This is a genomic window from Daejeonella rubra (genome assembly GCF_900103545.1).
GTDB lineage: Bacteria > Bacteroidota > Bacteroidia > Sphingobacteriales > Sphingobacteriaceae > Daejeonella > Daejeonella rubra.
Map to the genome: position 1 here is coordinate 72,162 of NZ_FNHH01000015.1, position 23,702 is coordinate 95,863.

The 23,702-nt window shown below is 40.9% G+C and carries 19 protein-coding genes; 7 read left to right on the forward strand and 12 right to left on the reverse strand.

Annotated features, from left to right (window positions below; translation table 11 throughout):
- The first annotated feature begins 34 nt into the window (after positions 1-34).
- The 3 genes from atpA to BLR27_RS11445 all read left to right on the forward strand — a co-directional run bounded on the left by atpA (position 35) and on the right by BLR27_RS11445 (position 2,839).
- On the forward strand, positions 35-1,609 hold the full coding sequence (gene atpA / locus BLR27_RS11435; RefSeq protein ID WP_090704999.1) for a F0F1 ATP synthase subunit alpha: 1,575 nt from the start codon (positions 35-37) through the stop codon (positions 1,607-1,609).
- An 83-nt stretch (positions 1,610-1,692) separates the two neighbouring features.
- Positions 1,693-2,574, forward strand: a complete 882-nt coding sequence (gene atpG / locus BLR27_RS11440) for an ATP synthase F1 subunit gamma (protein WP_090705001.1) — start codon at positions 1,693-1,695, stop codon at positions 2,572-2,574.
- Between the two features lie 55 nt (positions 2,575-2,629).
- Positions 2,630-2,839: a hypothetical protein gene (locus BLR27_RS11445; protein WP_090705002.1), complete on the forward strand. Its 210-nt coding sequence runs from the start codon at positions 2,630-2,632 to the stop codon at positions 2,837-2,839.
- A 65-nt stretch (positions 2,840-2,904) separates the two neighbouring features.
- On the opposite strand, the gene BLR27_RS11450 is transcribed toward BLR27_RS11445, so the two are convergent.
- Together BLR27_RS11450 and gldB are read right to left on the reverse strand one after the other, a co-directional pair.
- Entirely contained in the window at positions 2,905-3,678 is a 774-nt protein-coding gene (locus BLR27_RS11450; RefSeq protein WP_090705004.1) for a patatin-like phospholipase family protein, read from the reverse strand.
- A 33-nt stretch (positions 3,679-3,711) separates the two neighbouring features.
- Positions 3,712-4,740, reverse strand: coding sequence for a gliding motility lipoprotein GldB (gldB, locus tag BLR27_RS11455; protein ID WP_090705006.1), 1,029 nt, complete (start codon positions 4,738-4,740; stop codon positions 3,712-3,714).
- A 107-nt stretch (positions 4,741-4,847) separates the two neighbouring features.
- Here gldB and BLR27_RS11460 point away from each other — a divergent pair, with 107 nt between their 5' ends.
- Positions 4,848-6,488, forward strand: a complete 1,641-nt coding sequence (locus tag BLR27_RS11460; protein WP_090705042.1) for an NAD+ synthase — start codon at positions 4,848-4,850, stop codon at positions 6,486-6,488.
- A gap of 123 nt (positions 6,489-6,611) precedes the next feature.
- Here BLR27_RS11460 and BLR27_RS11465 read toward each other — a convergent pair whose 3' ends face one another.
- From BLR27_RS11465 to rsmI, 4 genes are all read right to left on the reverse strand, one after another.
- Positions 6,612-7,565 (reverse strand): sugar phosphate isomerase/epimerase family protein, encoded by a 954-nt coding sequence (locus BLR27_RS11465; RefSeq protein WP_090705008.1) that lies wholly within the window; start codon positions 7,563-7,565, stop codon positions 6,612-6,614.
- 264 nt (positions 7,566-7,829) lie between these two features.
- Positions 7,830-9,482: an apolipoprotein N-acyltransferase gene (gene lnt, locus BLR27_RS11470; RefSeq protein WP_090705010.1), complete on the reverse strand. Its 1,653-nt coding sequence runs from the start codon at positions 9,480-9,482 to the stop codon at positions 7,830-7,832.
- Complete coding sequence (locus BLR27_RS11475) at positions 9,483-10,109, reverse strand: PH domain-containing protein (RefSeq protein WP_090705012.1); 627 nt, start codon at positions 10,107-10,109, stop codon at positions 9,483-9,485.
- Positions 10,110-10,129: 20 nt separating this feature from the next.
- Positions 10,130-10,801, reverse strand: coding sequence for a 16S rRNA (cytidine(1402)-2'-O)-methyltransferase (gene rsmI / locus BLR27_RS11480; protein ID WP_090705014.1), 672 nt, complete (start codon positions 10,799-10,801; stop codon positions 10,130-10,132).
- 95 nt (positions 10,802-10,896) lie between these two features.
- Here rsmI and serS point away from each other — a divergent pair, with 95 nt between their 5' ends.
- Positions 10,897-12,168 (forward strand): serine--tRNA ligase, encoded by a 1,272-nt coding sequence (gene serS / locus BLR27_RS11485; protein ID WP_090705015.1) that lies wholly within the window; start codon positions 10,897-10,899, stop codon positions 12,166-12,168.
- A 162-nt stretch (positions 12,169-12,330) separates the two neighbouring features.
- Here the strand turns inward: serS and BLR27_RS11490 are convergent, their stop codons facing one another.
- Positions 12,331-12,792, reverse strand: a complete 462-nt coding sequence (locus BLR27_RS11490; RefSeq protein ID WP_090705017.1) for a DUF4112 domain-containing protein — start codon at positions 12,790-12,792, stop codon at positions 12,331-12,333.
- A gap of 145 nt (positions 12,793-12,937) precedes the next feature.
- Between BLR27_RS11490 and BLR27_RS11495 the strand changes: the two genes are divergently transcribed.
- Positions 12,938-16,375 carry a pyruvate carboxylase gene (locus tag BLR27_RS11495; protein WP_090705019.1) on the forward strand — a complete coding sequence of 1,146 codons (3,438 nt, stop codon included), beginning with the start codon at positions 12,938-12,940 and terminating at the stop codon, positions 16,373-16,375.
- A 317-nt stretch (positions 16,376-16,692) separates the two neighbouring features.
- On the opposite strand, the gene BLR27_RS11500 is transcribed toward BLR27_RS11495, so the two are convergent.
- The 5 genes from BLR27_RS11500 to ileS all read right to left on the reverse strand — a co-directional run bounded on the left by BLR27_RS11500 (position 16,693) and on the right by ileS (position 23,208).
- Positions 16,693-17,751 carry a hypothetical protein gene (locus BLR27_RS11500; protein ID WP_090705021.1) on the reverse strand — a complete coding sequence of 353 codons (1,059 nt, stop codon included), beginning with the start codon at positions 17,749-17,751 and terminating at the stop codon, positions 16,693-16,695.
- A gap of 169 nt (positions 17,752-17,920) precedes the next feature.
- Positions 17,921-18,625 carry an SIMPL domain-containing protein gene (locus BLR27_RS11505; RefSeq protein WP_090705022.1) on the reverse strand — a complete coding sequence of 235 codons (705 nt, stop codon included), beginning with the start codon at positions 18,623-18,625 and terminating at the stop codon, positions 17,921-17,923.
- Between the two features lie 138 nt (positions 18,626-18,763).
- Positions 18,764-19,414 carry a lipoprotein signal peptidase gene (locus BLR27_RS11510; protein ID WP_090705024.1) on the reverse strand — a complete coding sequence of 217 codons (651 nt, stop codon included), beginning with the start codon at positions 19,412-19,414 and terminating at the stop codon, positions 18,764-18,766.
- Positions 19,415-19,798, reverse strand: coding sequence for a TraR/DksA family transcriptional regulator (locus BLR27_RS11515; RefSeq protein WP_090705027.1), 384 nt, complete (start codon positions 19,796-19,798; stop codon positions 19,415-19,417).
- Positions 19,799-19,800: 2 nt separating this feature from the next.
- A complete protein-coding gene (gene ileS / locus BLR27_RS11520) occupies positions 19,801-23,208 on the reverse strand; it encodes an isoleucine--tRNA ligase (protein WP_176767684.1) in 3,408 nt (1,135 codons plus the stop codon).
- A 146-nt stretch (positions 23,209-23,354) separates the two neighbouring features.
- Between ileS and BLR27_RS11525 the strand changes: the two genes are divergently transcribed.
- Positions 23,355-23,585 carry a signal peptidase gene (locus BLR27_RS11525; RefSeq protein WP_143007736.1) on the forward strand — a complete coding sequence of 77 codons (231 nt, stop codon included), beginning with the start codon at positions 23,355-23,357 and terminating at the stop codon, positions 23,583-23,585.
- Positions 23,586-23,702 lie beyond the last annotated feature (117 nt).

Below are 23,702 nucleotides of genomic sequence, written 5' to 3' on the forward strand. Positions count from 1 at the left end.
AAGATTTACAATATAAAACTCAAAAAATACTACTATGGTAGAGGTAAGACCAGATGAAGTTTCGGCGATTTTAAGACAACAACTGTCAGGCTTTAAATCGGAGGCTGAGCTCGAAGAGGTTGGTACTGTGTTACAAGTGGGTGATGGTATTGCCCGCGTATACGGTTTAACAAAAGTTCAATCAGGAGAGTTGGTTGAATTTGAAAACGGTTTGCAGGGTATCGTATTGAACCTTGAAGAAGACAATGTGGGTGTCGTGTTATTAGGTGCCTTTGATGAGATCAAAGAAGGTGCTACAGTAAAACGTACCAATAAGATTGCTTCCATCAAAGTTGGTGAAGGCATGCTTGGCCGTGTTGTTAATACATTGGGTCAGCCGATCGATGGTAAAGGTCCTATTGCTGGTGAAACTTATGAGATGCCTTTGGAGCGTAAAGCGCCAGGTGTTATCTACCGTCAGCCGGTTACAGAACCATTACAAACAGGTATCAAAGCAATTGATGCGATGATCCCAATTGGTCGTGGACAGCGTGAACTTGTGATCGGTGATCGTCAAACCGGAAAAACAGCGGTTTGTATTGATACTATCATCAATCAAAAAGAATTTTATGAAGCAGGTAAGCCTGTATTCTGTATATATGTTGCTATTGGCCAGAAAAACTCTACTGTAGCACAAATATTAAAAGTATTAGAAGAGAATGGTGCTTTACCATATACAGTGATCGTTGCGGCATCTGCTGCTGATCCTGCTCCTATGCAGTTCTATGCTCCATTTGCTGGTGCTGCCATTGGTGAGTTCTTCCGTGATACTGGCAGACCGGCATTGATCGTTTATGATGATCTTTCCAAGCAGGCAGTTTCTTACCGCGAGGTGTCTCTGTTATTACGTCGTCCTCCGGGCCGTGAGGCTTATCCAGGTGACGTGTTCTATCTTCACAGTCGTTTACTTGAGCGTGCTGCAAAGATCAATCAGAATGATTCCATTGCTCAGTCAATGAATGATCTTCCTGAATCTATCAGACATATCGTAAAGGGTGGTGGTTCATTAACTGCATTACCTATCATCGAAACTCAGGCAGGTGACGTTTCTGCTTATATTCCAACTAACGTGATCTCGATCACCGACGGACAGATATTCCTGGAGTCCAACTTATTCAACGCGGGTGTTCGTCCGGCTATTAACGTAGGTATCTCTGTATCTCGTGTAGGTGGAAATGCGCAGATCAAGTCGATGAAGAAAGTAGCAGGTACCTTGAAGCTTGACCAGGCTCAGTATCGTGAATTGGAGGCTTTCTCTAAATTCGGATCTGATCTTGACGCAGCAACAAAGTCCGTACTTGATAAAGGTGCCCGTAACGTTGAATTGTTAAAGCAAGCACAGTTTTCACCTGAGGCAGTAGAAAAGCAGGTTGCAATTCTTTACGTTGGAACTAAGAACCTAATGAGAAATGTACCTGTTAATAAGGTTAAAGCATTTGAATTTGAGTTTATTCAGCAATTGGAACAACGTTATCCTGAAGTTTTACAGGGACTAAAAGCCGGTAAACTTGATGATACCATTACAACGGCTCTGGAAACAGTAGCTAAGGAGCTGGGGAATAAATATTAATTGAGATATCAGACATTAGATATGAGATTTGAGATAGGGCATTTGTCTTATATCTCACATCTCACATCTTGCATCTAATAACAATGGCTAATTTAAAAGAAGTAAGAAATCGTATAGCATCAGTCACTTCGACTCAGCAGATCACCAAGGCCATGAAAATGGTTTCAGCTGCTAAGTTGAAAAGAGCTACCAGTGCAATTGTTCAACTGCGTCCGTATGCGAATAAGATGAGAGACATTTTGTCAAATCTATCTGCAAGTATGGATGGATCCAACTCTCCTTTTACTCAGGAACGTGAGCCGAATAAAGTGTTGATCATTGCTGTTTCTTCAAATCGTGGACTTGCAGGTGCATTCAATATGAATGTGATCAAGACCACTAATAATCTGATTGCTGAGAAATATCCTGAACAATACCGAAAAGGGAATGTTCAGATCGTTGCTATTGGTAAGAAGGTTCAGGATTTTTATGAGAAGCGTAAATACAATGTGATAGGGAATAACAATGAACTATACACGGATCTGAGCTTCGAAAATACTTCCAAAATTACAGAAGCCGTTATGGCTGGTTTTTCTAAGGGTGAATATGACAGGGTTGACCTGGTATATAATCAGTTTAGAAATGCAGCTGTTCAGATCCTCACAACTGAACAACTATTACCTGTTCCAAAATCAGATAATTTGAAAGTGAGCAGTACCCAAACCGATTATATTCTGGAACCATCGCAGGAAGAGATCGTTGAACAATTGATCCCTAAATCGATCAAAACACAAGTGTTCAAGGCAGTTTTGGATTCGCATGCATCAGAGCATGGAGCTCGTATGACGGCTATGGATAAAGCGACTGAGAATGCAGGTGATCTGTTGAAAGCTCTTAAACTTTCATACAACCAGGCCAGACAAGCAGCAATTACAACCGAGCTTACCGAGATCGTGAGTGGTGCGGCAGCATTATCTAACGGATAATTAATTTTAAACTGCAAAATAGATTTGTAAATTTATACTTTCTCAATAAACGGAAATGGAAGATTCATTAAATAAAAATAACGCAACAGCTGAAGCTAATAATCCGGCTCATTACAGTACTCTTATTGTAGGTATTGTAATTGGTTTGATAGGTATATTTTTACGTTTTACCGGTTCATGGCCTTTGATCAGTATTGTATCAAACGTTTTGTGGGTTTTAGGAGCAGTGATCTGCCTCAGAGCAGTTGTTAAAATATTAAAATAAGTACTTATTATATAAAAAAGGCTCATATCCATCATGGTTATGAGCCTTTTTCTTTTAGGAGAATATTATTTTTTTACGATAAGCTGCTTAAGCTTTGGGTCGGTCTGAAGTTTCCTTAGTGCAGCTTCATAAGAAAGCCAATAGATCTCCTCCGTTTTTTTTACATCAAATACGCTCGTTGCCCCCATTCCATGGGGTTCGATTATGACATCGCAATATTCTGCTTTCACGGCCATGTCTGAATTGATTGACATGATAACTGACCGTTCTATCAACCTGCGATAGCTTTCAATTCTATCTGTTTCAGGTAGGTGGTTACAGGATGAACCGATAATAAAATCGCATTCTGATTTTATAGGCTCAACCGGGAAGTTGTTTAAAATGCCACCGTCTATATAAATTTTTCCGCCTATATGGATTGGTTTAAAAAATACAGGTATGGCGCTTGAAGCTAATATGGGGTTTATTAGTTCACCAGAACGAAAATAGGCTACTTTACATTCATTAAAATTTGTAGCGGTAATAACTGTAGGAATTTTCAGACCTTCAAATGAATCATGCGGAAAATATTCCAGTAAAAGAGTTCTTATTTTATCCAGCGACATAAGCCCCTTGGCTCCGAAAGCAGGTCTGATATACTTGTAGAGGTGGGTCTTCATAAAAACCTTAAGGATTTCGGCAGGTTCAATGCCCTGCGCGAAAAGTGCACCAACGATTGAACCTGCACTTGTTCCGCTGATCATATTGAATTTGATACCAGCCTCAGATAGGGCCTGAAGAACACCTAAATGGGCAATGCCGCGAATGCCCCCGCCAGATAATACAAGTCCGATTTTCATCCTTATTTATTAATGGGTTAAGGTCTGATAGGCTTAGTCCCTTGGTTTATATTTGGAATCAGTCAATATTTTTTGGGCGTCCTTTTCAAGCATCAGTTGCTGCAGACTAATCTCTGGATTTTTATCCATGTATTTCCTGACGATCTGCCATCCGGTCCAAACACCTAATTTAGGCGCTGACGACGAGTTTTCGCCTATTCCAGGGGTGAAAGGAGCTTCTGCCAAATACTTTTGGATCTTCATGTAATCTGACTCAAACAAGAGTTCGTTCTGGAGTAAGTAGGCCCAAATGCCGGCTTCATTCTCGCTGCACCATTCCAGCTGCTCTTTGGTATAACCGATTTTCAGGGAGTCATTTGTATCAGGCATTACCGCATCCATCAAATAAAGGATCTTTCCATTATAGATCATTTTAGATAATAGATTTCGGTCACTATCCTGATCCGGGAACATGTCTTCACGGATAAAGGCTTCAATAACCCTCGGACTAACATTCTCCGGGCTGAATCTTCTGGCAATATAACTGGGAATACTTTGCCTTAATGCAGGGTAAAAGCGTGATCCACTCTCTCCCAGGAACATATCCAGCCCTATTCCAATATAGTCGTTACCAATAGGCGTTTGTACCGCAAATCCGGATAAAAAACTGATCAGCCGCGGTAATTTTTGCTTCGGATAATAATAGCGAATGTATTTGAAGGCCTGATTGATCTCTTCCTCCTGTTTTTTGAGGTCAGGGAAAGTTTTATCGACAGTTGTTTTAAGTTCCAGGTAGTCCTGATTTTGAAGAATTGACCTAAGGTTACTGTAATAAGCGGTGTCAGATACCAGACCGGCACTGATTATTTTTTCCATGTAGTCATCAAAGAACCAGGTATATTTTTTTCTCAGAGCAGGAACTTTATCTGAAATTTCATCAGGTTTTATAGTACCAAGTTCCTGATCAAACCGTTCGATCTTCATATTCAGTTTGATCTTGCTGATGTCAGGCGTCTTTTTGTTATTACAAGAAAGGAAGATCAGGCATATAAAAAAAAACAGGTAAATTTGCTGGTGTCTCATAGATACTGATTATCTGCTAAATTATGAAAATGCACAGAAAATTCTGTGTTAAGCTTGTTAAATAGGCAGTTCATAATTTAAAGCCTTTCATGTTAAAGAATTACAGAATGAAAATAGCCCTTGCGCAACTTAACTACATTATTGGTGATTTTGATTACAATACAGCCAAAATAATAGAAACTATTCAATCTGCAAAAAAGCAGGGAGCAGATCTGGTCGTGTTTGCTGAATTATCTGTTTGCGGCTATTCACCACGCGATTTTTTGGAGTTCTCTGAGTTTATCGACCTGTGTGAGGTGTCAGCACAAAAGATCGCGGCTGCATGCAGTGGTATTGCCTGTATTATTGGTCTCCCGACAAAAAATCCTAAGGTAAAAGGCAAGGATCTCTATAACTCGGCTTATTTTATTGAGGATACTAAAGTAAAAGCTATTGTCAATAAGGCATTACTTCCGAATTATGATGTTTTTGATGAGTACCGTTATTTTGAGCCTGCAGTAAATTTCAGCTGCGTAGAATTTATGGGACATCGGATCGCCCTGACGATCTGTGAAGATATGTGGAATATCAATGATAATCCGATGTATGTTATTTCGCCTATGGATGAGCTTGTAATTGAAAATCCTGATCTGATGATCAATATTGCTGCTTCCCCCTTTTCCTATAATCATGATGAAGAGAGGGTGCAAATTCTTGGGGATAATTGCAGAAAGTATCGGCTTCCGCTCTTTTATGTTAATCAGGTTGGAGCTCAAACAGAAATTATTTTTGATGGGGGCTCGCTGGTCTTTGATCAGGATGGTTCTTTACTTGATGAACTGCCTTACTTTTCTGAAAGCCTTAAAATATATTCTTTTGAGTACGGGAAAATCATTGGACATAAACCGATAGTTCATGATACTCAAAACAATATTCAGCAAATACATGATGCTCTGATTCTTGGGATAAAGGATTATTTCGCAAAATCAGGATTCAGCAAGGCCATTCTGGGACTCTCGGGAGGCATTGACTCTGCACTTGTTTGTGCACTTGCTGCTGAAGCGCTGGGTCCTGAGAATGTGATGGCAGTGTTGATGCCTTCTGAATATTCTAGTGATCATTCCATTCAGGATGCATTGGACCTTGTCAATAATCTGGGCTGTAAACATGAAATAATTCCGATTAAAGAGGCAGCTGCTGCATTCGGTAATATGATGAACCCTGTATTTAAAGATCTTCCTTTCAATGTGGCAGAAGAGAATATCCAGGCCAGGAGCAGAGCGGTCATCTTAATGGCGATGTCGAATAAGTTCGGCTATATCCTCCTCAATACCTCCAATAAAAGTGAGTGTGCTGTGGGTTATGGTACTTTATATGGCGATATGGCAGGCGCTATTGCAGTGCTTGGTGATGTATATAAAACGCAGGTTTATAAACTTTCTCATTACATTAACCGGGAAAAAGAGATCATCCCGGAAAACAGTATTGTTAAACCTCCTTCCGCAGAACTTCGCCCGGGACAGAAGGATTCTGATTCCTTACCAGAATATGATATCCTTGATGGGGTATTGTATGAGTATATCGAACATAAAAAGAGCTCTGCAGAACTGATTGCAATGGGCTTTGATGTGGCTCTGGTGAAACGGATATTGCGAATGGTCAATATTGCGGAATTCAAACGAAATCAGGCACCGCCAATTTTGAGGGTTTCTCCAAAAGCTTTTGGAATTGGAAGAAGGATGCCGATTGTAGGAAAGTATTTGGGGTAGTTGGTTAGTAATTAGTTGGTTAGTGCTTAGTAGTTAGCCGTTATGCTTTTAGCTTTCACCTTTAAGCGTTCAAATAGCTATGCCTAAATTGGATAATTTAAGCATAGCAATCTTTATATAACCTTATCCCATCATTGCTCCAACGCGTTCAAGTAAAGCTTTGGTTTTTTTGATGCCTTCGTATTCTCCCAGCTTTTCACCTTCGTATTCGATACCCACATATCCCTTGAAACCTGAATCCTTAACGATCTTAAGCATTCTTACGTAATCTGTTTCTACGCAATTTCCCTGCTCATCAAAATCGATTGATTTGGCGCTTACTGCTTTAGCATAGGCAAGCATTTCATAGGTACCTTTATATTTATCGTACTCTTCAATGCACTGATTCTTTGCATCACGTTTCAGACAGAAATTATTAAAATCAGGCAGTGTTCCTACGTTTTTATCACCAACGCCTTTCATTACGGTGCTTAGCCATGATCCATCTGAACTGTATCCCCCATGATTTTCAACAACAACATTGATATTCATTGTTGCTGCAAATTCACCAATACGTCCCAGGCCGTCAATAGCTGCTGTTTGAACTTCGGCAGCGGTTCCAACACCATGGGCATTGACTCTGATCGTTGCGCATCCTAAATGTTTGGCTGCCTCGACCCATTTCTTATGATTGTCAACCGCCAGAAGGCGTTTGGTATTATCCAACTCTCCCAGATTTCCTTCTCCGTCGCACATGATCAGGTGATTTTTGACCCCATTGTCATTACAACGTTTTAAGAGCTCATTCAGATAATTGGTATCTTTGGCTTTATCTTTAAAGAAGGCATTTACATACTCAACCGCGCTGATACCAAACTCTTTTTTAGCGATCACAGGAAAATCAAGATTGTCGATCTTTTTGCTAAAAAGTGCTTTATGAAGAGACCATTCAGCAAGGGAGATCTCAAAAAATGAGTTTTTCAGATCTGCGGCATTTGGATTTTTCCTTCCCACACAAGAATATAATGAGGTGGGAATCAGAGCGATTCCGGCAAGGCCTGAAATTTGATGAATAAATTTGCGACGGTTATTTGACATGGTTGCTGACTTTAGATTTATCCATGAAAGTACATTATTTATAGTTATACAGAAAATATTGCTGAGATATCTTTTCGGGATTTAAAGGCAGAGATGAACTTTTATCATATTATCGTCAGATGCCTGTAACAAAGCTGCAGTGTGAACCTGTAGTGGTTTCAAATTCCGTTACTTTGCAGGTGGTTATCTGATGTATTGGAATAAACGTTATGTTGATTCCAGATTATTCCAAACCGATTTTTTTAGGTTTATTTTTAGTTTAGTTTAGTTAGATCCGTTCCTTTGGGGCGGATCTTTTTTGATATTTGGTCTTTTGAAAATTCCTGCAAGGAGCAATAATGCAAACAGGGCGCTTCCTGCAGAACCTGCCTTGGCGATATAATCACCATGTTTTACATAAAACGTAATTTCTTCATTCAGATTAATATCCTGCTTCAATACGCCAGGCATCCACCATTTTGTTCGTTGTACGATAGTGCCGCGCTGATCAATAAAAGCTGATATTCCTGTATTTGCAGAACGAGCTACCCATCGTCTGGTTTCTATTGCTCTGAGTTTTGCATATTGCAGATGCTGGTCTTTACCGGATGTGTTTCCCCACCAGCCATCATTGGTTATAATGGCAATGAACTGTGCATCTTTCTTAATATAGTCAGCCACATATTCGCCCCATATCGATTCATAACAAATGACTGGTGCAGATCCAATTCCACTTTGGGAATAGAATACAGACGGTTCACTCTGTTTACCATAGCTTCCGGATGATCCGCCAAAAGCAGCGAAGGCTGGCTTTAAAAATGCCATTGAATTTGAGAAGGGAGTTTGCTCTACTCCAGGAACGAGTTTCGATTTATGATAGAATTGCAGTTTTGCAGAATTTTCAATCAGGACAGCGGCATTGAAAACATCAAAATATATATCTGATTTGCTGTCAAACCGTGCAGTTTCTGTAACTGCTGTATCGTAAACTGCAAAGCTTTCTATCCCTGATATCAGGTTTGCATTTTTATAATTTTTTAAGAATTCCTGAATTCTGATAAAGTTCTCATCGCCCCTGAAACTTCTCTCTTCCGTGCCTTTTGAAATGGCAGTCTCAGGCCATACAAAAAATTCGGTATTGGTTTGTCCTATTGATTCGGAAAGCTTGATCAGCTTTGCTACCTGATCTGCTGATGATAAAGTGCTAAATTTTTCATAGGGATCAATATTGGGCTGAACTACAACAATATTAGCAGGATTAACCTTTTCCTCATAGTTATTATAGATTAGTACTGAGCTAAGAACAGGAATCAATACCAATGCTGCCGTTGAAATTTGAAGCCTGATCTTATTTGTTTTCGAAGCATTGCTCTTTACCGCAAGTATGGTTTCAAAAACAAGAATATTGGATAATAAGATCCATAATGTTCCGCCGTATACACCTGTATATTCATACCACTGAACCAGGTAGTGAGATTCTGCAAAACCGTTGCCAAGGTTCATCCACGGGAAGGCCAGATCCCAGCTTTGATGCAGATATTCATACCCTATCCAGAAACAGATCAATCCGGCATAACTCCAAATCCTGCTTGTTATCAGTCTTAAACGGTAGTATAGCCAAAAGGCAAGGGTCATCAATACTGCGCCGAGACAAAAAGGAATCTGTGCAATGATTATGGCCAGCCAGCCTTGCATGACAGCGTTCAGAGAGTTGAAAACCCAGTAAATACAGGCTGTATTCCAGATAAAAAAGCAAATGATGGCAATCCGCCAGATCAATCTGCCTTTCTTTTTTTCCTCTGATTGAATGATGTTCTCTGCTGCCTGAAGTAATGGCACAAGAGCCACATGCAGGATCAGGGCAGTAAATGGAATTGGTGGCCAGGCCAGCCATAGTAGAAATGCGCTGAGCAAAGCCAGCTGGTAATTTTTCTTCACTTATAGTTGAGATAAAATATCTGCTTTTTTACTTTCGTATTCTTCCTGACTGATGAGTTGCTTTTCGAATAGGATTTTCAATTTTTTCAGTTTCTGGGTCAGCTCATCTTCAATATCCGGAATTGCACTTTGTACGGGTTCCGAAACCGGGGCAACTTCATCCCTAACCTCAATGTAAGAGGCATAATCATCAGCCAGGTTTTCATTTTGCAAAGCAGTCTCCGGTCCGGAAGGTATTGTTTTATGCTTTTCAATCTGCTCATTGCAGAATTGATAAAGTTTTCTCGCCTGAACTTTGGGGATATAATCAATTGCAACATTCTCGCCTCTTTGAGGGATGGTGATGAATTTTGAGCCAAAGAATTCTTCTTTGAAGGCTACTTCTTTGACTTCCGCCCAGGTAAATGTGATATAATTGGTTGTAAGTCCCAGGTTTTCAGGAATACAGAATACGATTCGTTTATTGGTTACCGCGATACAATCGGGAATGAGTGTTACAGCAGGTCTCTTCTGGATAGCCAAATAAATTACGGCCTCACCAGAGGTAAGCATGTCCCGTAATTTCCCTAAGACCTTTTCTGCGGTCCTTGGATCCTGATCATCAGTTAAATATTGTTCGATTAACATAGTTTTATTTTTTAATGTGCCTATTTGCCGGCAACGCAAATAACGATCTCACCCTTTAACGTATGAGTCTCAAAATGTATTTTAATTTCTTCTAAAGTTCCTCTGACAGTTTCTTCAAACATCTTTGTCAGTTCCCGTGAAACGGAAGCCTGGCGTTCTGCACCCAAATACTGGCTTAATTCTTCCAGTGTTTTTAGCAGGCGATGCGGAGATTCATAAAAGATCATGGTCCGTGTTTCGTTCACAAGTTCTTTCATGCGCGTTTGCCGGCCCTTTTTAACAGGTAAAAATCCTTCAAAAGTAAATCTGTCGGCTGCTAATCCGGAATTGACCAATGCCGGAACAAAGGCCGTGGCACCCGGGAGGCATTCCAAAGGGATATCGTTGCGGATGGCTTCACGCACAAGCAAAAATCCGGGATCTGAAATTGCTGGCGTTCCTGCATCAGAGATCAGAGCGATCTGTTTGCCTTCTTTCAGAAAGCGAATGACCTCTGTAACTGATTTATGTTCATTGTGCTGATGATGAGAAAATAGCTTTTTGTCAATGCCGAAATGTTTAAGTAATGGTGCACTGGTGCGGGTATCTTCTGCAAGAATCAGGTCCACCTCTTTTAGAATGCGGATAGCTCTGAAGCTCATGTCTTCAAGATTGCCTATCGGTGTTGGTACAAGGTAGAGTTTGCCGCTCATGGGTTCTTATTTAATTCGGGCAATAATCAAGGAAAAACTCCAAAACCAAAGCCCAAACTCCAAACTGTTTATATCTTTGTCTAAAATTATAAAAGATGCTGCAAGTTAGTTATATCCGCGAAAATAGGGAGGAAGTTTTAAATCGTTTATCGGTAAAGAATTTTAAACAACCTGAACTGGTCGATCAAATCATTAAATTAGATGATGACCGCCGGCAAACACAAACTCAGCTGGACTCAATTGCTTCAGAAGCAAATGCATCTGCCAGGAAAATTGGTGATCTGATGCGTCAGGGGCTTAAGGAAGAAGCTGAAAGCATAAAATCACAGTCCAATACCTATAAAGAGCAAACAAAAACGCTAAGTGATAAGTTAAGTGCAATTGAAATTCTATTACAGAATGAGCTTGTTTTGCTTCCTAATTTGCCCCATGTTTCTGTTCCAAAAGGAAAAACGCCTGAAGATAATGTTGTTGCTCTGGAAAACGGAAAGATTCCTCAACTCATGACAAATGCACTTCCGCACTGGGAGCTGGCAACAAAATATGATATTATTGATTTTGAGCTTGGTAACAAGATCGCAGGTGCCGGATTTCCTGTTTACAAGGGAAAGGGTGCTAAACTTCAGCGTGCTTTGATCAATTTCTTTCTGGATCGTGCCGGCGAGGCAGGATACCGTGAAATGCAGCCGCCTATTGTTGTAAATGAGGCGTCTGGTTTTGGAACAGGACAGTTACCGGATAAGGAAGGGCAGATGTACCATATTGGTATTGATAATTTATACTTGATCCCTACAGCTGAGGTTCCGGTTACTAATTTGTATCGGGATGTAATTTTGAAGGAAGAAGAGCTACCGATAAAAAATTGTGCCTATACCCCATGTTTCCGCAGAGAAGCGGGATCTTATGGTGCTCATGTTCGTGGATTGAACAGATTGCATCAGTTTGATAAAGTTGAGATCGTGCAGGTTGTTCACCCTGCTGATTCCTATCAGGTCCTTGAAGATATGAGTACTTATGTTCAGTCGCTCCTGCAGGCGTTGGAGCTACCTTACCGTGTTTTAAGTTTATGCGGTGGCGATATGGGATTTACTTCAGCTAAAACCTATGATATGGAAGTATGGTGTGCCGCACAGGCCCGCTGGCTGGAGGTGTCTTCTGTATCTAATTTTGAAACTTATCAGAGTAATCGCTTGAAACTACGTTTCAAAAGTAAGGAAGGGAAGCCTCAGCTTGCACATACATTAAATGGTAGTGCGCTAGCCTTACCTCGTATTGTGGCTTCACTATTGGAAAACAATCAGACAGAAAAGGGAATTAGAATTCCTGCAGCATTGGTTCCTTACACTGGTTTTGAGTGGATCAATTAATCTGTTTCTGCATTTAATGATCTTGTGATCTGAGCCGGGAAAAAATCCTGATCAGGTTTGGTACAAGATCTTCCAATCTGTTCAGTTTTGGGGAATTTTCCTAGGCCCCGGTGTCCACCGCTAGGGAATCAAAGGGGGTGGTCTTATCCAAATTGTGATTTATCAGATCGTATCAATTATCCAGCTCATGAGCATCCATAATAAATAGGCAAAAATCAGGAAACTGAGCATCAGTATGGCAATGATCCAAAAGATAACATCTTTTCCTTTGCCCTGGTGTTTTCCTTCCTCATAATGCTCCTTCAGGAGTTTGATGTTTCTTGAATTTGATTTATAGATAAAATCAAATATTTGTCCGATGATCGGGATGGCGCCTATAGTTGAATCCAGTACAATATTCAGGCACATCAGGATCAAAACTTTTCTGCTTACTCCATGTTTTGCCATGGACAGAACCAGCATAGATGAAACAGCAAATCCGGAAAGATCTCCCACAACAGGTATTAGATTAATTAGCGGGTCTATCCCGAATCTGAAATTTGTTCCTGGTAAGCGGAATTTTTCATCCATTAGGTAAGAAACACGTTCTACCCATTTTAATTTTGAATTTGTAATTTTTTGCATACAAAAATTAACAGTTTATGCTTGTTTTGCAGATATTATGATTGATTAAATGCCCTTTACGATTAATCTATAACACATTTTGAACCAAATTGTTATTTGGTATAATTTTTTATTTTTTCTATCTTACAAATTAATTGTTTGAATTATGAATATTAAGAAAATACTGATTGCAAATAGGGGAGAAATTGCAATTAGAATTAGCCGGGCTTGTAATGAGCTGAACATACAGACAGCAGCAATTTATACATACGAAGATCGTTATTCTCTTCACCGTTATAAGGCCGATGAGGCGTATCAGATCGGTGAGGATAATGACCCTTTAAAGCCTTATCTTAATATTCAGGCCATCATTGAAATGGCCAAATACTGCAAAGCCGATGCTATTCATCCCGGATATGGCTTTTTATCTGAAAATCCTGAATTTGCGCGCCAATGTGCTGAAAATGGAATCATCTTTATCGGTCCGAGGCCTGATGTAATGATCGCTTTGGGAGATAAGATCACAGCAAAGACAGTTGCTAAGCAGGCACAGATCCCTATAATTGAAAGCAATGAACCAGATCTTAATACTCTTGAAACAGCGCTTTCTGAGGCGAAAAGAATAGGCTTCCCAATGATATTAAAGGCTGCTTCAGGTGGTGGTGGCCGTGGTATGCGGGTAGTCAGAACTGAGGAGGAATTGAGAAAAGCATTCCCGGAAGCCCGGAGTGAGGCAAAAAACGCCTTTGGAGACGACACCGTATTTCTTGAAAAGTTCATTGAACGTCCGCGCCATATTGAGGTACAGATCGTAGCCGATAATCATCAGCATGTAATGCACCTTTACGAGCGTGATTGTTCTGTTCAGCGACGTTTCCAAAAGGTGGTGGAGGTTGCCCCTTCACTGAATTTGAAAGATGAGACCCGCGAAAAACTCTACCATTATGCAGTTAGTATTGCAAAAGCTGTTAACTATAACAACGTGGGTACAGTGGAGTTCCTGGTGGATTCTGATGAACATATCTATTTTATAGAGGTTAATCCGAGAATTCAGGTTGAACATACTGTTACAGAAATGATAACCGGTATTGACCTGATTAAAACACAGATCTTTATAGCCGATGGTTATAAACTTTCTGACCCTGAAATTGGTCTTCCTGATCAGTCGAAAGTGATGAAAAATGGCTTTGCCATGCAATGCCGGATCACGACCGAAGATCCGTCGAACGAATTTAAGCCTGATTATGGCACACTGATCACCTATAGAAATGCTACCGGATTTGGTGTCCGTCTGGATGAGGGAAGTACTTATCCGGGGATGAAGATCAGTCCCTTTTTCGACTCCATGCTGGTGAAGGTCAGTACCCAGGGAGCCACTTTACTGGATGCTGCACGTAAGATGAACCGCGCCCTGCGTGAATTCAGGATCAGAGGTGTAAAAAACAATATTCAGTTTCTCGAAAACCTGATCAATCATCCTGTTTTTGTAGAAGGAAAGGCTACGGTTAATTTTATTCAGGAGTTTCCTGAGTTATTTGCGATCACCAAAGGCCTGGATCGAGGTACCCGTGTTCTTTCATTTCTTGGCGATATATCATTGAACGGAAATCCGGATGTGAAGAAATACGATCCTGAAATCCGTCTGGAGAAACCCCTGATCCCGGAATTTGATCATACCTCCAGCTATCCCAAAGGCACAAAGGATATGCTGAATGAAATGGGTGCAGAGGCCTTCTGCGCCTGGTTAAAGAACGAGAAGAAGATCTATTATACGGATACCACCTTTAGGGATGGCCACCAATCATTGCTGGCTACACGTATGCGTACTTATGATATGCTAAAGGTTGCTGAAGCTTATGCTAAAGATCATCCTCAAACATTCAGTATGGAGGCATGGGGTGGTGCCACATTCGACGTGTGTCTGAGATTCCTTCATGAAGATCCATGGATGAGATTACAGAAATTAAGGGCTGCAATGCCAAATATTCTTATTCAGATGCTGATAAGAGGCTGTAATGGGGTTGGGTATTCAGCCTATCCTGATAATCTGGTCGAGTCATTTGTTCAAAAGAGCTGGGAGAATGGTGTGGATGTCTTCCGTATTTTCGACTCATTGAACTGGATGGAAAATATTACCCCTTGTATTGATATGGTACGTAAAACCGGAGGAATTGCAGAGGGTTCATTATGTTATACCGGCGATATTCTCGATCCTAAGCGGACTAAATACAATCTCGATTATTATCTGCGCCTGGCAAAGGATCTTGAAAATGCAGGATCTCATATTCTGGGCGTTAAGGACATGTCAGGGCTTTTGAAGCCTTATGCAGCCAAAGTGCTGATCGAAGCATTAAAAGACACTGTGAAGATTCCTATACACCTTCACACGCATGATACTTCCTCTTTGCAGTCGGCAACTTACCTGATGGCCATTGAAGCAGGTGTTGATGTAGTTGATTGCGCCCTGGGTGCCCTGTCTGGTATGACCTCCCAGCCTAATTTTAATTCTATTGTTGAGATGATGCGTTTTCACGATCGGGAAAACCCATATAATGTAAAATCACTGAACCAGTTTAGTAATTACTGGGAAACTGTTCGTGATTATTACCATCCCTTTGAATCAGGAATGAAATCCAGCTCTGCTGAAGTATTTCAGCATGAGATACCAGGCGGACAATATTCAAATCTTAAGCCACAAGCGATCGCACTCGGGCTTGGAGATAAATTTGAAGAGATCAAGGAACGCTATGCTGATGTGAATGAGATGTTTGGAGATATCGTAAAGGTAACTCCAAGTTCAAAAGTTGTTGGTGATATGGCCCAGTATATGGTAGCAAACAACATTAGTAAGGAGGATGTATTTACCAAAGGCGATCAGATCTCCTTCCCGGAATCGGTAGTTTCTTATTTTATGGGTGAGATAGGGCAGCCAGAGGGAGGTTTCCCGCAAGAGCTTCAGCGGATAGTATTGAAGGGTAAGACTGCAATGACTGAGCGTGCCGGCAAAAGTCTGCCTGCGCTTGATCTTGAACAGGATTTCAAAGATTTTAAGAAACAATTTGGTGATGATCTTCCTTATACTACTTACCTGTCCTATAAATTTTATCCAAAAGTAACAGAAGATTACCTGCAGATGTTCCGCAAATTTGGTGATGTGGATGTAGTCCCGACCAAGTATTTCCTTTACGGGATGAAACCGGGTGAAGAGACCACCATTCAGATCGCTCCCGGCAAAACATTACTTGTGCGGCTTCAGTCTATCGGACCCGCTGATGATAAAGGTATGCGTACGGCTTTCTTTAAGCTGAACGGACAGACCCGTAATATTGAGGTTCAGGACAGGTCTATTAAAGTGATCCGACAGGAAAATCGTAAGGCTGATAAAGCAAGTGCCCATCATATAGGCTCTCCTCTGCAGGGTATGCTTTCAAAGGTTTTTGTGAAGCAGGGCGATGCAGTAAAAAAGAATCAACCTTTGTTTATGGTTGAAGCCATGAAAATGGAGACCAATATTGCTGCAAGTGCGGATGGTATTGTTGGAGATATTATATTATCGGCGGGAACGCTGGTCAATACAGATGATCTGGTGCTGGAGTTTAGGTAGGGGTTAAAATCCATGATTGTATTTAAAAAATTTTCTCGCAAAGGCGCAAAGACGCGAATGTATGACGCATAAGAAAATTGTAGTTTAATACTGAGATGTTAGTTTATATCAAATTTTCTTAGCCGCCCAGTATCCACCGCCGGACAGCATATCGGATAGGGAAATTTGGTTGAGGATTGATATTTTCATGTTGGAGCAAATTTCCCTATGCGCCCAGTATCCACCGCCGGCGGGGGAATAAAAGGGGGTGGTTCTGAAAAATCTAAAATTAAATTAATCCGGCTCTAGAGTTACAGACTATCCTAATCCTTATATTTTTACCACTGCCGTTTTCCAACGATCTGGCTCAGACATTCAAATACTAGTTGACCCATGGTACTGCAGGTTTTAAATGCCGGGTTTTTATGGTAGGAGGAAAGTTCCCTGCCTAACTGTGTGACTTTTTCTTCCGGAGCAATGGTGTCAATGTCCATCACCCGGAAAAGTTCTTCAATGCGGTAATGTCCTGTACGAAAACGGTTTGCGATAAGGCTTCTCTCTTCCTCCTGATACTGTCTCATGGTGGTTTCATCCATATGCTGCATTCCAAGCTGAACTAGTGCCAGGTTTTCCTTGAAATAATGCGGCAGATACATTTTCAGCCGGCCTTCATACGATTGCTGGTCGAAGTCGATTGCCCGAAAGCGGTATTGATTCCCTTCAATATCCGGAGTGATATCCACTACAAAATTATAGGAACGCATATCTCCAAGCAGCCTGACGAAGCATCGCTCATTGAACTTCACAAACTCCTTACATATCCTGATCTGATTAAATTTGGAAGTTCCTAATCGTCTGCTGATAAATTCATCACCAGGTAAACCGGGAATGTGTTCTTCGATCAGGGTATTGCCATCCGTTAAATAACTGATCCTGTTGGGTGAAAGAATATGCTCCAGCTCCAGTCCGTAAACTCTGGAGGCATCAGCTACCTTTATATAAAAATGATCATAATTATCATTCAGTCTGTTGATGATGCGAACCCGGAATGGCCTGGTATTGGCGAAAGTACAATAGTCGATGCGCGCCACCGATAGGTGCTCCATTACCGCTGTATCGCCATCGGTATTCATCAGCGCATAGATGTAAGTGAGATTCGGGAAAAGTTCCTTCATCTCACTTTCATCATAATATACGGTGTACCAAAGCGTATCACGACCTTCCTTGTCCCGTAAAGGGGTCTTCAGGTTAAAACGCAATAAGTCAGAATACTGAACCGGAAGTTTTACCTCACGGTCGAATTTCAAAAGATATTCACGAAGCTCAGGCCTTATGGTATAAAGCTGTTTCTTTTTTGAGGGAACAACATCCCTGGGCTCCTTTTGATGTAAATGCATTTTGAGCTTTGGTTAGTAGTTAGTTTGTTAGTAGTTAGTTTGTTAGGTGGTTAGTAGATAGTTGGTTGGTAAATAGTTATCAGTTATCTGTAGTCAGTTATCAGTTTGGGTACGCTAGTCAGACTTCAGACTTCAGACTTCAGACTTCAGACCTCAGACCTCAGACCTCTTACTTTATCTCAAATACCGCTCTCATCTGGTAGTTCAGCTTGATCTTTTTAAAATCGATATCTGGCATGGCAGATTCGGCGCTGCTCACAGCATCACCTCTCATTGCCATACTGGTTTTATACATTGGCTGAGGGTAATATTCATTATTGATCTCCTGAATATCCAATGCTCCTCCCAGCGTTCCACCGATGGATGTGATCAGGTATTCGGCTTTTGCTCTTGCTTCCTGCAGCGCTTTGATCTTCAGTTCCTTTTTAAGACTTTCTTTTTTAGAATAGTCATAACTCTCAATATTACTGTATTCAATACCCTTTGGGTCAACCGCGCTCATGATCTCATTGAATTTTGTGAGATCAGTAACCTTGATGCGGTATTGTTTGCGCGCCAGAAAATCAGGAGTTTTTTTCTTTTCCCACCAGTTATTATAGCTGGAAATATTATTGATCGTGAAGTTTTCCTGTGGAATGCCTGCCTTTAACACTGCAGATTGAAGCTGGCGTTCAAGTTCTTCGATCTCTACTTTCTTTTTGTTATTCGAGTCTCTGAAGTATTCCTTTAAGGACATGCCGATATAGATAATATCAGGGGTTACTTCAGCTTCTGCAGAACCATTTACTTCGATCTTTCTGCGTGTATCGATATTTTGTGAAAATGCACTTAAGCTGAATACGCTTAATAGTGCCAATGCGATCATATTTTTCATGTATGTTATTTAAAATGTTAAACTATTTAATCTTGATGAAAATTTCGTGCCAATTCCATAAGCTAATTGACATTTATGACCTAATCCATCACATACAAAATAGTATCTATAAAAAAAGGCCTTTTCAGGCCTCAAATTCTATTCTTCAACAACTTCGCTATGTGTGTACACTTCCTCTTCTTTCTCTTCTTTGAAATATCTTTTCTGATAAATTAATATCATAATAACTCCAATGGAGATCGCAGAATCGGCCAGGTTAAATACCGGCCTGAAGAAAATGAGTTCCTGTCCGCCCCAGAATGGAAACCACGCCGGGTAAGTCCCCTGAATAATGGGAACATAGAACATGTCGACTACTTTACCATGGAACAGGCTGGAATATCCTCCTTCAGCAGGCAAAAATTTTGCGGGCTCATAATAAGAACTTTCGCTAAAGATCACTCCATAGAAAGTTGAATCAATGATATTACCCATTGCACCTGCAAAGATGAGCGATAAATTCATGATCAGGCCGCGGTGATATTTACGTTTGATCATATATACCAATCCGTATCCTATTCCTAACACAGCCACAATACGGAATAAGGTTAATGCAAGTTTGCCGGCTTCGCCGCCAAACTCCATGCCGAATGCCATTCCATTATTTTCAGTGAAATGTATGATAGCCCAGTCTCCGATGATCTTATATTCCTGTCCAAGGGACATGTTCAGCTTGATCCAGAATTTTAAAACCTGGTCAGCAATTAATATGAAGAAAATTGCAAAAAAGGGCTTGGTATAAGCTTTCATTTAGGCCTGTTTCAGTTTAGCTTCCATACTAAGCGTTGCATGAGGTACTGCACGCAAACGTTCTTTAGGTATTAATTTTCCGGTTTCTCTGCAGATGCCGTATGTTTTATTTTCAATACGCACCAATGCACTCTCCAGGTTATCTATGAATTTTCTCTGACGAGCTGCCAGTTGATTGATTGATTCCTTTTCAAGGGTTGCTGATCCATCCTCAAGAGTTTTGTAAGTTCCTGCGGTATCATCAGTTCCGTTCATGTTAGGGTTACTTAATGATTGGCTCAAGGCAGCTAATTCTTCTCTTGAACTACGTAATTTCTCTATAATAAGGTCTTTGAATTCCTGTAATTCTGAATCGGAATACCTTGTTTTCTCATTCTTGTCCATTTCTATCCTTTATTTATTAGTATCATTAAATTATTCTCATCAATACTTACTATTTCTCCTTCAGTTAACTCATTTACAAGCTCTAAGGAGTCTGCCAGAATTTCGGCGCAAATATATGATAAATTATTTTTCAGGGCTTCCGAAATATATGGATGGTCTTTAACCAGTACCCTGATCTTATCTGTAACCTCAAAACCCTGATCCTTTCTCATGTTCTGGATGCGGTTAACTAACTCTCTTGAAATTCCCTCCTGCTTTAAGTCTTCGGTGATGGTAATATCTAATGCAACTGTTAATGCTCCAAGATTTGCAACCTGCCAGCCCGGAACATCTTCCGCCAGGATCTCAACATCTTCAACAAGGATCTGGTAGGAAGTGCCGGGGATATCTATTTTACCCTCGTTCTCAAACCGGCTGATATCCTGTTGTGTTAGTGAGCTTAAAGCTTCTGCGACAACTTTCATATCCTTACCAACTTTCGGGCCTAAAGCTTTAAAATTTGGCTTAATTTTTTTGCTGATAATACCAGATGTATCTGTAATATACTCAATATCCTTGATGTTGGTTTCTGAAAGTATCAGATCTTTTATTTTTTCAACCCTCGCTTTAAAAGTTTTATCCAGCACTGGTATAAGTGCTTTCCCCAATGGCTGCCTTACATTGATACCAACTTTCTTTCTTAATGAAAGGATCAGGGAAGAAATATCCTGAGCGAGCGCCATGCGTTCTTCAAGGGCTTTATCTACCAGGCCTTCATTATATTCCGGAAAATCAGCCAGATGTACAGAAACCGCCTGTTCTTTACCTGTAGCACTGTTCAGATCGATAAATAAACGATCACTAAAGAAGGGCGCAACCGGTGCCATTAGTTTTGCGATGGTATTCAGACAGGTATATAATGTCTGGTAAGCAGAGATCTTATCTTCGGTATATTCACCTTTCCAGAAACGGCGACGGCATAAGCGAACATACCAGTTGCTTAGGTGTTCATCCACAAAGTTCTGGATAGCACGTGTAGCACGTGTAGGCTCAAAGTCGGCGTAGTATTTATCTACTTCCAGACTTAATGAATTTAATAATGAGATGATCCAGCGATCAATTTCCGGACGGTCTTTAATCTCCTCCTCCTTATAACTGAAACCGTCTATATTTGCATACAGTACGAAAAATGCATAGGTATTATGCAAGGTTCCAAAGAACTTGCGGCGCACCTCATCAATACCTTCGATATTGAATTTTAAATTATCCCATGGTGATGCATTGCTGATCATGTACCAGCGTGTAGGGTCTGCACCGTATTTTTCAATGGTTTCAAATGGATCTACCGCATTGCCCAAACGTTTCGACATTTTATTGCCGTTCTTATCCAATACCAATCCGTTGGATACCACATTTTTAAAGGAAACACTGTCGTTGAGCATTACGCCGATGGCATGAAGGGTAAAGAACCATCCACGGGTTTGATCCACTCCTTCGGCAATGAAATCTGCAGGATATATTGACCCAGCTTCAGAATCAGATCCTGAATGTGTGTTCCAGTATTCTAAAAAGTCTTTCGCACTGATGTTTCCGCTTTTCCCTTCTTCCGTTGGCGGAAGTCCCCATTGTGCATAAGGCATTGCTCCAGAATCAAACCATACATCAATCAGATCAGGTTCACGGAGCATTTTCTTGCCGGATGGAGAAAGCAGCACCACATCATCCACATACGGACGGTGCATATCATTGATCTCAAATGAAGGGTCCATGAAACCAGCATCTGCCGATCTTTTGATCTCTGCTCTGAGTTCGTTCACTGATCCGATACATTTTTCTTCTGCACCATCTTCGGTACGCCAGATTGGGAGTGGAGTACCCCAGTATCTTGATCTGGATAAATTCCAGTCGACCAGGTTTTCCAGCCAGTTTCCAAAGCGACCGGTACCAGTTGATTCGGGCTTCCAGTTTATGGTTTTGTTGAGTTCAACAAGGCGTTCCTTCACCGCTGTGGTCTTGATAAACCAGCTGTCGAGCGGATAATACAATACGGGCTTATCTGTTCTCCAGCAATGCGGGTAACTGTGCTCGTATTTCTTTACATCAAACGCTTTGTTATCTTCTTTTAATTTAATGGCGATAAGTACATCCGTAGGCCTGAAATCAGGATCCTTGCGTTCTTCATCACTGTAGTATTCTTCTTTTACGTACTTCCCGGCGTAATCTGTGACCTCCTGAACAAATCGTCCCTGCCTGTCGACAAGCGGAAATTCGTTTCCTTTTTCATCGGTGATCATGACCGATGGCACATTGTTTTCGCGGCATGCCCTGAAATCGTCTGCACCAAAAACAGAAGCCGTATGTACGATACCTGTACCATCCTCTGTCGTTACAAAATCGGCAGGAATAACGCGGAATGCATTCTTTTCAAGGTCATCATTCGTTACATAGGGCATCAACTGATGGTAATGCAGGTCAATAAGGTCTGTGCCTTTGAATTCTGCCACGATCTGCCATGGAATCAGTTTATCTCCTTCCTTGTAATCTGAGAATTGAATGCCTTTTGCTTCTTCTTTGAAGTATTTTGAAACAAGATCCTTTGCCAGAACCACGCTAACGGGACTGAAAGTATAAGGATTAAATGTTTTAATTTTTACATAATTGATGGATGCCCCAACAGCCAATGCACAGTTGGAAGGCAAGGTCCATGGGGTAGTGGTCCAGGCCAGAATGGTGGTATCTTCTGTTTCCTGATCGAACAGAACCTTCATCAATGGATGTTCCTGATCCTTTTTTATGTGGAACTGGGCAACAATGGAGGTGTCTTTCAGCATTTTATAGGTCCCGGGCTGATTCAGCTCATGTGAGCTTAATCCGGTTCCTGCGGCAGGAGAATAAGGCTGAACGGTGTAACCCTTGTATAAAAGTCCTTTTTCATGAAACTGCTTCAATATCCACCAGAGGGTTTCGATATAATCGTTTTCGTAGGTGATATATGGATCTTCCAGGTCAACCCAGTAACCCATTTTCTCAGTCAGGTCGTTCCATACATCAGTATATTTCATTACCTCGGTACGGCATGCCGCATTATATTCTTCAACGGTAATGCTCTTACCGATATCATCTTTGGTAATACCCAGCTTTTTCTCTACTGCCAGCTCAATTGGAAGACCATGGGTATCCCAGCCACCTTTACGTTCTACACGGAAGCCTTTCAGGGTTTTATAGCGACAAAAGATATCCTTGATGGAGCGGGCCATAACATGATGGATCCCCGGCATCCCGTTTGCGGATGGTGGTCCCTCATAAAAGATATAAGGTTTAGAAGCAGGCCGGTTAGAAATACTTTTTTCAAATACCTGGTTTTTTTTCCAGTATTCTAATATCTCTTTTCCGGTTTTTGATAGATCAAGTTGCTTATATTCTTTGTACATCAGTGCTTTAACTCCCAAATTTAAGGATGCAAAGTTAAGAATTTTAACCCTTAAAATGCAGTTTATTCAAATCATTAATACGCGAAAATTTGGATATTAAGCAGGGCACGTATTTTGTGTATATTACACTGTTAGTTTTTTAGTTTATGAGAAATATATACATGCGCCGTGGCATCTGGCTGATACTTATAGGAATAGCCTTAAATCTTTTGGGATATTACCTGATGGGAGAGGAGATTTACAAGTATGGCTGGGCGATGGTAAGTGGCACCATCGCGTTTGGCGTTGGCTTTTTATCGGTAATTTATAGTTTGATCCGCAAAATGGACCGAAGAGCTATCATGAAGGAACGGGCAGAGGACGCAGAGGAGGAGTAGGTTGAAATCACGACCCTATTCACGTCATTTCCTTTGGTCAATGAAAGAATATTTATTAGCTATTACTATTGTTGAAATGGGGGGTCCGGGGGGTGTTAATAAACTAAAATCTTTGTG

What these genes read in the sequence shown, in the direction of transcription:
- BLR27_RS11510 (WP_090705024.1), bottom strand. Translation starts at nt 19,414, where the DNA reads ATGAAAGCTTATACCAAGCCCTTTTTTGCAATTTTCTTCATATTAATT.
- BLR27_RS11505 (WP_090705022.1), bottom strand. Translation starts at nt 18,625, where the DNA reads ATGAAAAATATGATCGCATTGGCACTATTAAGCGTATTCAGCTTAAGT.
- ileS (WP_176767684.1), bottom strand. Translation starts at nt 23,208, where the DNA reads ATGTACAAAGAATATAAGCAACTTGATCTATCAAAAACCGGAAAAGAG.
- BLR27_RS11495 (WP_090705019.1), top strand. Translation starts at nt 12,938, where the DNA reads ATGAATATTAAGAAAATACTGATTGCAAATAGGGGAGAAATTGCAATT.
- gldB (WP_090705006.1), bottom strand. Translation starts at nt 4,740, where the DNA reads ATGAGACACCAGCAAATTTACCTGTTTTTTTTTATATGCCTGATCTTC.
- BLR27_RS11515 (WP_090705027.1), bottom strand. Translation starts at nt 19,798, where the DNA reads ATGGACAAGAATGAGAAAACAAGGTATTCCGATTCAGAATTACAGGAA.
- serS (WP_090705015.1), top strand. Translation starts at nt 10,897, where the DNA reads ATGCTGCAAGTTAGTTATATCCGCGAAAATAGGGAGGAAGTTTTAAAT.
- BLR27_RS11445 (WP_090705002.1), top strand. Translation starts at nt 2,630, where the DNA reads ATGGAAGATTCATTAAATAAAAATAACGCAACAGCTGAAGCTAATAAT.
- BLR27_RS11460 (WP_090705042.1), top strand. Translation starts at nt 4,848, where the DNA reads ATGAAAATAGCCCTTGCGCAACTTAACTACATTATTGGTGATTTTGAT.
- BLR27_RS11465 (WP_090705008.1), bottom strand. Translation starts at nt 7,565, where the DNA reads ATGTCAAATAACCGTCGCAAATTTATTCATCAAATTTCAGGCCTTGCC.
- BLR27_RS11475 (WP_090705012.1), bottom strand. Translation starts at nt 10,109, where the DNA reads ATGTTAATCGAACAATATTTAACTGATGATCAGGATCCAAGGACCGCA.
- BLR27_RS11490 (WP_090705017.1), bottom strand. Translation starts at nt 12,792, where the DNA reads ATGCAAAAAATTACAAATTCAAAATTAAAATGGGTAGAACGTGTTTCT.
- atpG (WP_090705001.1), top strand. Translation starts at nt 1,693, where the DNA reads ATGGCTAATTTAAAAGAAGTAAGAAATCGTATAGCATCAGTCACTTCG.
- BLR27_RS11450 (WP_090705004.1), bottom strand. Translation starts at nt 3,678, where the DNA reads ATGAAAATCGGACTTGTATTATCTGGCGGGGGCATTCGCGGCATTGCC.
- BLR27_RS11525 (WP_143007736.1), top strand. Translation starts at nt 23,355, where the DNA reads ATGAGAAATATATACATGCGCCGTGGCATCTGGCTGATACTTATAGGA.
- BLR27_RS11500 (WP_090705021.1), bottom strand. Translation starts at nt 17,751, where the DNA reads ATGCATTTACATCAAAAGGAGCCCAGGGATGTTGTTCCCTCAAAAAAG.
- rsmI (WP_090705014.1), bottom strand. Translation starts at nt 10,801, where the DNA reads ATGAGCGGCAAACTCTACCTTGTACCAACACCGATAGGCAATCTTGAA.
- atpA (WP_090704999.1), top strand. Translation starts at nt 35, where the DNA reads ATGGTAGAGGTAAGACCAGATGAAGTTTCGGCGATTTTAAGACAACAA.